This window comes from Variovorax restrictus (assembly GCF_051216715.1).
Taxonomy (GTDB): Bacteria; Pseudomonadota; Gammaproteobacteria; order Burkholderiales; family Burkholderiaceae_C; genus Variovorax.
The window spans coordinates 1,783,622-1,795,911 of sequence record NZ_JBPJZH010000001.1; the positions used below are offsets into that span (position 1 = coordinate 1,783,622).

The 12,290-nt window shown below is 70.4% G+C and carries 8 protein-coding genes and 1 pseudogene; 7 read left to right on the top strand and 2 right to left on the bottom strand.

From position 1 onward, the window contains the following. Window positions 1-35: 35 nt before the first annotated feature. Entirely contained in the window at window positions 36-2,423 is a 2,388-nt protein-coding gene (locus ACSFA0_RS08445) for a phosphoketolase family protein (protein WP_435449755.1), read from the top strand. A gap of 44 nt (window positions 2,424-2,467) precedes the next feature. Here ACSFA0_RS08445 and ACSFA0_RS08450 read toward each other — a convergent pair whose 3' ends face one another. Next, the gene (locus ACSFA0_RS08450) at window positions 2,468-3,274 is read right to left on the bottom strand and encodes a L,D-transpeptidase family protein (RefSeq protein ID WP_435449756.1); all 807 of its coding nucleotides are present in this window, start codon (window positions 3,272-3,274) and stop codon (window positions 2,468-2,470) included. Window positions 3,275-3,491: 217 nt separating this feature from the next. On the opposite strand from ACSFA0_RS08450, the gene ACSFA0_RS08455 reads away from it, so the two are divergent. The 4 genes from ACSFA0_RS08455 to ACSFA0_RS08470 are packed head-to-tail and all read left to right on the top strand — an operon-like array spanning window position 3,492 to window position 9,377. Then, the gene (locus ACSFA0_RS08455; RefSeq protein ID WP_435449757.1) at window positions 3,492-4,844 is read left to right on the top strand and encodes an MBL fold metallo-hydrolase RNA specificity domain-containing protein; all 1,353 of its coding nucleotides are present in this window, start codon (window positions 3,492-3,494) and stop codon (window positions 4,842-4,844) included. Between the two features lie 14 nt (window positions 4,845-4,858). After that, a complete protein-coding gene (locus tag ACSFA0_RS08460; protein ID WP_435449758.1) occupies window positions 4,859-6,370 on the top strand; it encodes a thymidine phosphorylase family protein in 1,512 nt (503 codons plus the stop codon). Continuing rightward, window positions 6,367-8,994, top strand: coding sequence for a cation-translocating P-type ATPase (locus ACSFA0_RS08465; RefSeq protein WP_435449759.1), 2,628 nt, complete (start codon window positions 6,367-6,369; stop codon window positions 8,992-8,994). Before ACSFA0_RS08460 ends, ACSFA0_RS08465 begins: the two co-directional genes overlap by 4 nt. After that, window positions 8,991-9,377, top strand: coding sequence for a hypothetical protein (locus ACSFA0_RS08470; protein ID WP_435449760.1), 387 nt, complete (start codon window positions 8,991-8,993; stop codon window positions 9,375-9,377). Before ACSFA0_RS08465 ends, ACSFA0_RS08470 begins: the two co-directional genes overlap by 4 nt. Window positions 9,378-9,435: 58 nt before the next feature. Here the strand turns inward: ACSFA0_RS08470 and ACSFA0_RS08475 are convergent, their stop codons facing one another. Then, window positions 9,436-10,428 (bottom strand): TerC family protein, encoded by a 993-nt coding sequence (locus ACSFA0_RS08475; protein ID WP_435449761.1) that lies wholly within the window; start codon window positions 10,426-10,428, stop codon window positions 9,436-9,438. Window positions 10,429-10,577: 149 nt separating this feature from the next. Between ACSFA0_RS08475 and ACSFA0_RS08480 the strand changes: the two genes are divergently transcribed. Together ACSFA0_RS08480 and ACSFA0_RS08485 are read left to right on the top strand one after the other, a co-directional pair. Further along, window positions 10,578-11,471, top strand: coding sequence for a LysR family transcriptional regulator (locus tag ACSFA0_RS08480; protein WP_435449762.1), 894 nt, complete (start codon window positions 10,578-10,580; stop codon window positions 11,469-11,471). 64 nt (window positions 11,472-11,535) lie between these two features. Beyond that, window positions 11,536-12,251 (top strand): annotated as a pseudogene (locus ACSFA0_RS08485) (Crp/Fnr family transcriptional regulator). Window positions 12,252-12,290: the final 39 nt, after the last annotated feature.

Sequence of the window (12,290 nt, forward strand, 5' to 3'; positions counted from 1 at the left end):
ACGGACAGGCGGCCTGCCAACGAGGAGTGCGGTCCATGCTTCATGAAGACGGTGACGAGATGACCGGCACGCCGGCCGCGCAGATCGAACTGGCCCGCGTCGACGCCTGGTGGCGTGCGGCGAACTACCTGTCGGTGGGGCAGATCTACCTGCTGGACAACCCGCTGCTGCAGGAGCCGCTCGCGCTGTCCCACATCAAGCCGCGGTTGCTGGGCCATTGGGGCACGACCCCCGGGCTGAACTTCATCTACGCACACATGAACCGCGCGATCAGGGCGCGCGACCTCGATGCGATCTTCATCGCCGGGCCCGGGCATGGCGGCCCGGGCGTGCTTGCCAACAGCTGGCTCGAAGGCACGTACAGCGAGGTCTATGCGGGGGTCGGACGCGACATCGACGGGATGCGCCGGCTGTTCAGGCAGTTTTCGTTTCCGGGCGGCGTGTCGAGCCATGTGGGGGCGGAGACGCCCGGTTCGATCCACGAAGGCGGCGAGCTCGGCTATTCGCTGCTGCACGCCTACGGAGCCGTGTTCGACAACCCGGGGCTCATCGCCTGCTGCGTGATCGGCGACGGCGAGGCCGAGACGGCGGCACTCGCCGCGAGCTGGCACTCGAACAAGTTCCTGAACCCGGCGTGCGACGGCGCGGTGCTGCCGATCCTGCACCTCAACGGCTACAAGATCGCCGGGCCGACCGTGCTCGCGCGCATCGGCGACGAGGAGCTCACCCAGCTCATGCGCGGCCTCGGCCACGAGCCGTACTTCGTCTCCGGCGACGACCCCGCGGCCATGCACCGCGACATGGCCGCGGCGATGGACCGCGCCCTCGATGCGATCCGTGCGATCCAGGTGGAAGCGTGCGAGGACGGCTTCGACCGCCGCCGGCACTGGCCGATGATCGTGCTGCGCTCGCCCAAGGGCTGGACCGGGCCGAAGACGGTGGACGGTCGTGCGATCGAGGGCACCCAGCGCGCGCACCAGGTGCCGCTGTCGGGCTTCGCCGGTCAGCCGGCGCACATCGAACTGCTCGAGGCCTGGCTGCGCAGCTACCGGCCGGAGACGCTGTTCGACGCCAGCGGCGCGCTGGACCCGGAGATCGCCGCACTGGCACCGCGCGGGCCGCGGCGCATGAGCGCGAACCCGCATGCCAACGGCGGCCTGCTGCTGCGCGATCTGCGCATGCCGGACTTTCGCCGTTACGCGGTGGCCGTGCCGCAGCCGGGCGCGGCGAAGGCCGAGGCCACGCGCGTGACCGGTGCCTTCGTGCGCGACGTGATGGCCCTCAACGAGCATCAGCGCAACTTCCGGCTGATGGCGCCCGACGAAACCACCTCGAACCGGCTGGACGCGGTCTTCGAGGTGACCAAACGCATGTCGGCGTCCGAGATCCGTCCGGGCGACGACCACATCGCGCCGAACGGCCGCGTGATGGAGGTCCTGAGCGAGCACCTGTGCCAGGGCTGGCTCGAGGGGTATCTGCTCACCGGGCGCCATGGCCTGTTCACCTGCTACGAGGCGTTCATCCCCATCATCGACTCGATGTTCAACCAGCATGCGAAGTGGCTGAAGGTGGCGGCCGGCGTGCCGTGGCGCCGGCCCATCGCGTCGCTGAACTACCTGCTCACCAGCCACGTCTGGCAGCAGGACCACAACGGCTTCAGCCATCAGGACCCGGGCTTCATCGACCATGTCGCCAGCAAGAAGGCCTCGGTCGCGCGCATCTACCTGCCGCCCGACGCGAACACGCTGCTGTCGGTGATGGACCACTGCCTGCGCAGCCGCGATCTGGTGAACGTGATCGTTGTCGGCAAGCAGCCCGCGGCGCAGTGGCTGGACATGGCCGCCGCCGAGCGGCACTGCAGCGACGGCCTGGGCATCTGGCGATGGGCGAGCAGCGACGCCGGCGAGACCCCCGACGTGGTGATGGCGTGCGCGGGGGACGTGCCGACGCTGGAGACGCTGGCGGCCGTGGACCTGCTGCGCGAACTCCTGCCGGCACTGCGGGTGCGCGTGGTCAATGTGGTCGACCTGATGGCCCTGCAGCCGCCCTCGGCCCATCCTCACGGGATCTCGGACGCCGACTTCGATTCGATCTTCACCCGCGACAGCCCCGTCGTCTTCGCCTTCCACGGCTACCCGTGGGTGGTCCACCGCCTTGTCTACCGCCGCGCGGGGCACGCCAATTTTCATGTGCATGGCTACCAGGAAGAGGGCTCGACCACCACGCCCTTCGACATGACGGTGCTCAACCGCCTGGACCGCTTCCACCTGGCCGCCGATGCAATCGACCAGGTGCCGCGCCTGCGCGACGCGGCCGGCCATGTCCGGCAGATCCTGCGCGATCGCCTGCTCATGCATCGTGCGTGGATCGAGGCGCACGGCGAGGACATGCCGGAGATCCTGAACTGGCGCTGGGGCGGCTGAGAGGCTGCGCCCGCGGGCCGCGTCGCGTCAGCGGCCGTGCCCCGTCACGGGGACGCTTGACCTGGCGGCGCCGGCGACCAGGGCGGGCGCCCGGTGCGCTCGGTCTCGACGACGATGACCCAGCGTCCCGCATCCGCCAGGGGCATGCGGTCGGGCGCGAGCACCCACGAGGCAGCGCCCTCGGTCACGTTCAGGTAGTCCGCATCGAGCACGCCGAAGCGGTCGAGCAGCCGGTTGAGGCTGGCGGGGATCCGGATGCATCCCTTGGATTGCGGGCTGCCCAACCGTGGCTCCAGCCGGTCGGGGTCGGTCGCATGCATCTGCAGGCGCATCGTGCTGATGCCGCCCGCGCCCCAGAGTCGCCGCGCCTGCTGCCAACCGAGATCGAACACGCGCAGCCCCTTGGCGCCATAGCCGCGGATGCCGTTCGAATTGCGCGTTCCCTCCGCGCGGAAGTCCGGATTGGCGGTGCTGTGCTCGAACACGCCGAGGGGCGTCTCGAAATGGTCGAAGGCGCCGCCGCGCCCGGTCGAGACCGGCGAGGCGCCCACCAGCCATGCCGGAAAGCCCGGCGACAGCCAGTAGAGGAAGAGGGCCTGCACGTGCGGGCTGCGGTCGATCACGACCACGTATTCCGCCGAGCTCAGCGAGATGCCCGCCGCCGCCAGGGCGCCACGCGCGAGTTCGCCGTAGCGAAGCGCCTCGTCGGCCGGCAGTTCCAGGCGGCGATCCACCTCGTTGCGGTAGCTCTGGCTCAACGCGGCCGGGTCCGCCAGGGTGCCGGCGGCGGCCGCGCACAGCGCGCCGAGCAGCAGCGCCGCCCTAAGGAAAAGCAGGCGACGGCAGCCCATCAGGCGGGGCGGCGATCGATCGTCCGACGGGTGGGGTGATGCGGGGTCATGCGGCCTCCTGGGGCAAAGCCCATCATCGCCAGCGGCGCGGCAGGGCGGGTTGATCCAGCGCAATGCATTTTCCGCAGGTGGCGCCATGCACCGCAGCGTGCGTTGACGCCGGTCAAGCCGTCGATCGCCCGCCGTGGGAAGCTGGCCTTCTTGCGAAGGACACGCGATGCAGATCGATTTTTTTGGCGGCACCGGGACCGTCACCGGCTCCAAGTACCTGCTGACGCACGAGGGCCGCCGGCTGCTGGTCGACTGCGGCCTGTTCCAGGGTCTTAAGCAATTGCGCCTGCGGAACTGGGAGCCTCTGCCCTTCGACCCGGCGTCGGTCGACGCGGTGCTGCTCACCCACGCACACATGGACCACAGCGGCTTCCTGCCGCGCTTCATGACGCTGGGCTTCCGGGGGGCGGTGTATGCCACGGCCGCCACGCGCGACCTGTGCGGGCTGCTGCTGCCCGATTCCGGCCGCCTGCAGGAAGAAGAGGCCGAGTTCGCCAACCGGCACGGCCACAGCAAGCACGCCCCGGCGCTGCCGCTCTACACGGAGGACGACGCGCGCGCCGCGCTCAAGCGCTTCGAGGTCGTGGCCTTCGACGAGGGATGGTCGCCCTGGCCCGGGTGGACGGTGCGCCTGCGACGCGCGGGCCACATCCTGGGCGCCGCGAGCGTGCATGTCGCGTGGCCGGGCAGCAGCATCCTGTTCTCGGGCGACCTCGGCCGCAGCGACGACCTCGTCATGCGCGCGCCTCAGGCGCCCGAGCCGGCCGACTATGTCGTGATCGAGTCGACCTACGGCAACCGGCTGCACCCCGAGGTCGACACGCTGCGGGCGCTGGCCGAGGTGGTCAACCGCACGGCCGCGCGCGGCGGCATGCTCGTGATCCCGGCCTTCGCCGTGGGGCGGGCACAGACGATGCTGCACGCCTTGCACCTGCTCAAGCAGGCGCGGCGCATTCCCGACATGCCGGTGTTCCTCAACAGCCCGATGGCCGCCGACGCGACGCGCATCTACCGTCGGCATCTCGACGAGCACCGGTTGAGCGCTGAGCAGTGTGCCGCGATGAGCCACGAGGCGACCATCGTCAACACCGTGGCCGAGTCGAAGCGGCTGAATGCGCTGAAGTACCCGTCGATCATCGTGTCGGCCAGCGGCATGGCCACCGGCGGCCGGGTGCTGCATCACCTCAAGGCCTACGCGCCGGACGCACGCAACACCATCCTCTTCGCCGGCTTCCAGGCCGCCGGCACCCGCGGCGCGGCACTGGTCGGCGGCGCCGACGCGGTGAAGATCCATGGCGAGTACGTGCCGGTGCGCGCCGAGGTCGCCAACCTCGACACCCTGTCGGCCCACGCCGACCGTGCCCAGCTGCTGGCCTGGATCGGCCAGCTGCAGGCGCCGCGGCGGGTGTTCGTCACCCACGGCGAACCGGTGGCGGCCGATGCCCTGCGGCTGGCCATCGCCGAGCGCCACGGCTGGACGGTGGGCGTGCCCGACTACCGCGACAGCGTCGTGCTCTGAACGGGCACCGGACCATGGCCGTGGCCTTCGACCGCCTGCCCGCGCGCCGCGCGGGCATCGACACCTATCAGCAGCCGGTGGCCTACCTGCGCGCCGACAGCGCCGTCTGTCTGGCCGAGGGCTTCGAGGCCCAGGCCCAGATCGAGCTGATCGTGCGCGGCCGGCATGTGCTGGCGATCCTGCATCACGTCCGCAGCGACTGGCTGCGGCGCGACGAGATCGCGCTGTCGGAGGCGGCCTGGGCGATGCTCGGTGCGGCCGAGGGCGAGGACGTGGAGGTGCGGCATCCGCCACAACTGGCGTCGCTGGCGTACCTGCGCGGCAAGGTGCACGGCATCCGCTTCGACGACGTGGCGCTGCACGCGCTGATGGCGGACGTGAGCCAGGGCCGCGTGTCGGACATCCACCTGGCGTCCTTCGTGACCGTCTGCGCCGGCGGCGGGCTGGACCTGACGGAGACGGTGGCGCTGACCCGCGCCATGGTCGACGTGGGCGAGCGCATCGACTGGGGCGTCGCGCCCGTCATGGACAAGCACTGCATCGGCGGGCTGCCCGGCAACCGCACCACCTTGCTGGTGGTGCCCATCGTCGCGGCCTGCGGCGCGGTGATGCCCAAGACCTCGTCGCGCGCGATCACGTCCGCGGCCGGCACGGCCGATGCGATGGAAACGCTCGCGCCCATCGGCCTGGACGTGGCGGCGATGCGCCGCGTCGTCGAGCGCGAGGGCGGCTGCATCGTCGGTGGCTCGGCCGCCCGCATCAGTCCGGCCGACGACATGCTGATCCGCGTCGAGCGGCCGCTCAACCTCGACAGCGAAGGCCTGCTGGTGGCATCGATCCTGTCGAAGAAGGTGGGGGCCGGGGCGCAGCGCGTGTTGATCGACCTGCCGGTCGGCCCGCAGACCAAGGTGCGCACGGCGGCGGCGGCCGAGGCGCTGTCGCGCAGCCTGGTGGCCGTCGGGGCCGAGTTCGGGCTGCAGGTTCGCACCGTGCTGAGCGACGGCTTCCAGCCGGTCGGCCGCGGCATCGGCCCGGCGCTCGAGGCGCTCGATGTGATGGCCGTGCTGGAGCGTCGGCCCGATGCGCCGGCGGACCTGCGCGAACGGGCGCTGGTGCTGGCCGGTCTGTTGCTCGAGATGGCCGGCAAGGCCGCGCCGGGTGCCGGCCTGGTGCTGGCGCGCAGCGTGCTGGACGATGGTCGGGCGCTGGCCAAGTTCATCGCCATCTGCGAGGCACAGGGCGGATTGCGGGTGCCGCCGCGCGCCGCGCATACCCAGGTGCTGTGCGCCCCGGTGACGGGGCAGGCGACGGCCATCGACACGCGCCTGGTCGCGCGCGCCGCCAAGCTCGCCGGCGCGCCGCGCGACCCGTCGGCCGGTGCCGTGATGCACGTGCGACTGGGCGAGCGCCTGGTGGCCGGCCAGCCGCTCTTCACGCTGCACGCCGGCAGCGTGGGGGCGTTGCAGTACGCGCTGGGCTTCCTGCGGGCGCAGCCGCCGGTGGTGCATCTCGCGGTGGAGCCATGAGGCGCCACCACGGCACGCCGACGCTGTCCGGCGCATCGTCGGCCGGGCCCGCGCTCGCGCCCGTGGCGGACCCGGGCCCGGGCGGCTGGACCGATGCGCAGGCGGCCGAACGCCTGCGGCTCGACGGGCCGAATGTGCTGCCCGCGGTCGGTCGTCGCGGGCTGCTGCGCATCGCCTGGGGCGCGTTCACCCAGCCGATGTTCCTGCTGCTGCTGGTCACGGCGGGCGTCTACGCGCTGCTCGGAAGCCTGGGCGATGCGGCCCTGCTGCTGGCGTCGGTGGTGCTCGTCGGGGCGCTGTCGATCTACCAGGAACAACGTGCCGAACGCGCGTTGCAGGCCCTCAAGGCCTTGTCGAGCCCGCGCTGCACCGTCGTGCGCGGCGGGCAACTGGTGCGCATCGCCAGCCAGGACCTGGTCCGCGGCGACCGGATGCTGGTGGGCGAGGGCGATCGGCTGGCCGCCGACGCGCGTCTGTTGCAGGCCCACGGCGTCGAGGTCGACGAGTCGCAACTCACCGGCGAGTCGGTGCCGGTGGCCAAGCGCGAGGCGGGAGAAGGCGGCGAGGGCGCCGACACGCGGCTGCATGCCGGCAGCCTGGTGGTGCAGGGCGATGGCGTCGCGTCGGTCATGGCCACCGGGGCGCACACCGCGCTCGGGCGCATCGGCGGCTCGCTCGCCCGCATCGCGGTGCGGCCGAGCCGACTGCAGTCCGAGCTGCAGCGGCTGGTGCGCCGGGTGGCGGTGCTCGCGTTCGTCACCTGCATCGGCGCGGCTTTGGTGTTCGCGCTGCGCGACGGCAGCTGGACGGCCGGCCTGCTGGTCGGCCTCACGCTGGCGATGTCGCTCATCCCCGAAGAGTTCGCGGTGGTGTGGAGCGTCATGCTGGCGCTGGGTGCCTGGCGGCTGGCGCGCGAGCGGGTGCTGACGCGGCAGCCGCAGGCCATCGAGGCGCTCGGCGCGACCACCGTGCTGTGCGTCGACAAGACCGGTACGCTGACCCGCAACGACATGACGCTGGTGGCGCTGGACGACGGTGCGTCGTCGTACGCAGCCGGCGTCGGTGCGCCGGTGGACCCGCGTTTCCATCCGCTTCTGCGGCGCGCGATGCAGGCGAGCATTCCCGGCGGCATCGAGCCGATGGACCGTGCGATCTTCCGTGTCGGGGAGGCGACGGTCCCGAACGAGGACAGGGCGGCCGTCGCCGGCGTGCGCCGCGGCGTTCGCGCCGGCCAGCCCTACGTCGTGCACTGGTGGCAGGAACCGCCGTGCGCGGCCGGTGGCAGCCCGGTGTCGCGGGCCGTGGTCAAGGGCGCGCCGGAGGCCGTGCTGGGCCTGTGCGGCGATGCGGCCGAGGTGCTGCAGCGCGCCGCCGACGTGGCGCGTCGCTGGAGCGCCGACGGCCTGCGCGTGCTTGCCGTGGCCAGTGCACCGGCGGCGGCGCCGGGCGAGGAGGCCACCTTGCCGCCGGGCCTGCGCCTGGCCTTCGTCGGCCTCCTGGGCTTTCTCGACCCGGTGCGTGCCGAAGTCCCCGCTGCCATCGACGAGTGCCGCGGCGCTGGCGTGCGGGTGGTGATGATCACCGGCGACTCGGCGGCCACGGCGATGGCGATCGCGCGCCAGGCCGGGCTCACCGACGCCGGGTCTGTCAGCGTGCTCTCGGGTGCCGAGGTGGCGGCGCTGGACGATGTGCAGTTGCAGGCGCGCGTGGGCCGGGTGCAGGTCTTCGCCCGTGTCGACCCGGCGCAGAAGCTGCGCATCGTGCATGCGCTGCAGCGCCGCGGCGAAGTGGTGGCCATGACCGGCGACGGCGTGAACGACGCGCCTGCGCTGCGGGCCGCCGATATCGGTGTCGCCATGGGCGGACGCGGGACCGACGTCGCGCGCGAAGCCGCCTCGCTGGTGCTGCTCGACGACAACTTCGCTTCGCTGGTCGCCGCTGTGCGCGCCGGGCGGCGCATCTTCGTCAACCTGCGCAAGGCCCTGGGCTACCTCTTCGCAGTGCATGTGCCGATCGTCGGTGTCGCGCTGATCCCGGTGGTGCTGGGCGGGCCGCCGTTGCTGCTGCCGCTGCATGTGGTGCTGCTCGAACTGCTGATCGATCCCGCGTGCTCGCTGGTCTTCGAAGCCGAGCCCGCGCCCGAGGACCTGATGCGGGTGCCGCCGCGCCCTTCCGACGAAACGCTCTTTTCGACACGTGCCGTGCTCGGCGCGCTGGGGCTCGGCGCGCTGGCGCTCGTTTTCGTCGCGAGCGTGCAGGCGCTGTGCCATGCCTTCGACGCGTCGGCCGCATCGCTGCGACTGGCCAGCCTGGTGTCGATCGTCGTCGGCAACCTGGCCCTGCTGCGCTGGTTTCGCGGCGGTGTGGCGCGCCATCACCGCGTCAACCGCGCGTTCCATGCGCTGCTGCTGGGCGTGTGCGTCGTGGCCCTGGCCGTGCTCGCGGCCCCCGCGGTGGCGGCGGCCTTCGGCCTCCCATCGTTGCCTGGCCCGTGGCCCTGGCTGCCCGTGCTGCCCGCCGCATGGGCGGCATGGCGCCTGGCGGCGGCACCGGCCCACCCTGCGGCCGACCCGCTTTCCTCCCTTTCCCAACCCTTCCAACCCTCCCAAGAAAGCCCGAAATGACCCTCTTTCACGCCGTCGCCCTTGTCGACCACCAGTCCGCCCAGGTGGTGCAGTTCGACGCCGAACATACCGTGGAGAAGAAGATCCACACGCATGCGCACTACACGCGCCAGCACGGCAGCGCCGTGCGCTCGGAACATGAGTTTTTCGCGGAGGTGTGCGATGCGCTCGAAGGCATCGCCGAGGTGCTCATGGCCGGCGGGCACACCGGCCTGGCCGACTTCCGCCACTACGTCGAGAAGCACCGTCCGGGGACGGCGGCACGCATCACCGGCTACGAGGTGGTGGACCATCCGAGCGAGAAGGCCCTGGTGGCGCTGGCGCGCAAGCACTTCGTCAAGTACGACCAGATGGGCGGTGTGGGCACCGACACGCAGCGCTGAGGGCTGAAGCGACGAGCGTTCGCAGGCTCGTCGCGCGTCGATGCGGCGCCCCACCGCGTCAGGCCGTGCTGACGTTCGTCTCCAGCTTGCGCGTCTTCCACAGCGACACCAGCACGCCGCCGGCGATCAGGCCGAAGGTGACGCTCAACGACACCACGGCCGGGATCTTCCCGATGATGCCCACCAGGAAGATCTTGCTGCCGATGAACACCAGCACCAGGGCCAGCGCGTACTTCAGGTATTTGAAGCGGTGGATCATCGCCGCCAGTGCGAAGTACAGCGCCCGCAGGCCGAGGATGGCGAAGATGTTGCTCGTGTAGACGATGAAGGGGTCGGTGGTGATCGCGAAGATCGCGGGCACCGAGTCGACCGCGAACACAAGATCGACAAATTCGATCAGCACCAGCGCCAGCAGCAAGGGCGTGGCGAAGCGCGCGACCTTGCCGGTGGCCGGGTCGGACTCGCGCACCCAGAATGCGTTGCCGCGCAGGCCGTCGGTCACGCGCATGTGGCGCTTCAAGAACTTCAGCAGCGGGTTGTTGGCGATGTCGGGCATGTGGTCGGCAATGAGCCACATCTTGACGCCCGTGAAGATCAGGAAAGCGCCGAACAGGTACAGCACCCAGCTGAACTGGCTCACCAGGGTGGCACCCAGGCCGATCATGATCGCGCGCAGCACGATCACGCCGAGGATGCCCCAGAACAGCACCCGATGCTGGTACTGCCGCGGGATGGCGAAGAAGGTGAAGACCAGCGCGATGACGAAGACGTTGTCCATCGACAGCGACTTCTCGATCATGAAGCCGGTGTAGTAGTCCATGCCGCTCTGAGCGCCCAGGAACCACCACACCCAGGCGCCGAACAGCAACGCCACGCTGATGTAGCCGCCCGACAGCAGCAGACTTTCGCGCACGCCGATCTCGCGGTCGTCCTTGTGCAGAACGCCCAGGTCGAAGGCCAGCAACGCGACGACGATGCCGACGAAGGCCAGCCAGATCCAGGTCGGCTTGCCGACAAAGTCGGCGAGGAGGAAGGCAGTCAATGTGTCCATGATGGAGATGGCTCCCAGGTGAGTGTCTGCAAGTCGGGAATGCCCGCACAAGACCGTGCGGTGCACCGGCGAGAGTGTGGGGACGTAGCCGCTTTGTTGAAACCAGAAGGAACCGAACCTAAGATTCGGTTTTTTCGAACCGGTGCCGCATGCTGAACTACCGCCACCTCCACTACTTCTGGGTCGTCACCAAGGAAGGCGGCTTCGCCCGCGCGGCCGAGCGGCTGGACATGGCGGTGCAAACGATCAGCGCCCAGGTGCGCGATCTGGAGAAGTCGCTGGGCCACCAGCTGCTCAAGCCGTCGGGACGGGGCGTGGCGCTGACCGAGGCCGGGCAAGCCGCCTTCGCGCGCGCGGAGGAGATCTTTCAACTGGGTCAGGGCATTCCCGAGGCGGTGCGCGAGGCGGCCAGCGCCCAGGTGGTGCGGCTGGCGGTCGGCCTGTCCGACGGCATCTCGAAGCTGGCGGCCCACGCACTGCTGGAACCGGTGCTGGCCACGCCGAACCTGCGCCTGGTCTGCCACGAAGGGGAGTTCGAGCAACTGCTGTCCGAACTCGCCTTGCACCATCTCGACGTGGTTCTGGCCGGCCAGGCGGCGCCGCGCAACCCGAACCTGCGGCTCAGCAGTGAGCGGCTCGTCGACTCCCCCGTCGAGTGGTACGGGCCGGCCGCGCTGGTCGGCCGCACCGAGCGCAGCCGGTTTCCCCATTCGCTGGCCGACCTGCCGGTGCTTCTGCCCACGGGACACTCGGCCCTGCGCTCGACGCTGGACCATTGGTTCGATGCGCAGGGTGTGCGGCCGCGCATCGTCGGAGAGTTCGAGGACAGCGCGCTGCTCGCCGTCTTCTCCGCGCGCGGGCTCGGCGTCTTTCCGGTCAGCCGGCTCGGGGCCGGCGACGTGGGCCTGATGCGCGGGCTGCGCCTGCTCGGCCGCAGCGAGCAGGTGAAGGAAGAGATCCATGCCATCCGCTCGCGTCGGGGGCAGCATCATCCGCTGGTGCGACGGATCGTCGACGCGGCAGCGGTGTCTGCCGGCACCTGACGTTGAATCGGCGTAGCGCCTGACGGCGTGATCTCGCAAGCGAACCCCTGGACACCCCCCTCGAATGCCCACCACCACCCATCCGAAACAGAACCACCTGCTGGCTGCACTGCCGCAGGCGAGTGGCTGCGCTGGCTTCCGCAGCTCGAGCCCGTCACCCTGCCGCTGGGCAAGGTGCTGTATGAATCCGGCGGCGTGCAGAGCCATGTGTACTTCCCGACCACGGCGATCGTGTCGCTGCTGTACGTGATGGAGAACGGCGCGTCCGCGGAGATCGCCGTGGTCGGCAACGAAGGTGTGGTCGGCATCTCGCTGTTCATGGGGGGCGAATCGACCACCAGTCGCGCCGTCGTTCAAAGCGCGGGCCGTGCCTTCCGGCTGAGCGCGGCCGTGATGAAGGACGAGTTCAACCGTGCGCCGGTGCTTCACCTGTTGCTGCGCTACACCCAGGCCCTGATCACGCAGATGGCGCAGACGGCCGTGTGCAACCGGCACCACACACTGGACCAGCAGCTCTGCCGCTGGCTTCTGCTCAGCCTCGACCGGCTGGAGAGCAATGAGCTGGTCATGACCCAGGAGCTGATCGCCAACATGCTCGGCGTTCGGCTTGAAGGCGTGACCGAAGGTGCGCTCAAGCTGCAGAAAGCCGGGTTGATCCGGTACGCGCGCGGACACATCCATGTGCTCGACCGGGAGGGCATCGAGCGCCGCAGTTGCGAGTGCTATGCCGTGGTGAAGAAGGAGTACGACCGGCTGCTGCCCGATCGCACGGCGCAATGACACGCAAGCACTTCGTCAGGCGATGAGCCGGTTGTTGAC

Bases quoted from the DNA above. Each gene is read 5' to 3' on its own strand.
- ACSFA0_RS08445 (WP_435449755.1), top strand. From the start codon at position 36: ATGCTTCATGAAGACGGTGACGAGATGACCGGCACGCCGGCCGCGCAG.
- ACSFA0_RS08450 (WP_435449756.1), bottom strand. From the start codon at position 3,274: ATGGGCTGCCGTCGCCTGCTTTTCCTTAGGGCGGCGCTGCTGCTCGGC.
- ACSFA0_RS08455 (WP_435449757.1), top strand. From the start codon at position 3,492: ATGCAGATCGATTTTTTTGGCGGCACCGGGACCGTCACCGGCTCCAAG.
- ACSFA0_RS08460 (WP_435449758.1), top strand. From the start codon at position 4,859: ATGGCCGTGGCCTTCGACCGCCTGCCCGCGCGCCGCGCGGGCATCGAC.
- ACSFA0_RS08465 (WP_435449759.1), top strand. From the start codon at position 6,367: ATGAGGCGCCACCACGGCACGCCGACGCTGTCCGGCGCATCGTCGGCC.
- ACSFA0_RS08470 (WP_435449760.1), top strand. From the start codon at position 8,991: ATGACCCTCTTTCACGCCGTCGCCCTTGTCGACCACCAGTCCGCCCAG.
- ACSFA0_RS08475 (WP_435449761.1), bottom strand. From the start codon at position 10,428: ATGGACACATTGACTGCCTTCCTCCTCGCCGACTTTGTCGGCAAGCCG.
- ACSFA0_RS08480 (WP_435449762.1), top strand. From the start codon at position 10,578: ATGCTGAACTACCGCCACCTCCACTACTTCTGGGTCGTCACCAAGGAA.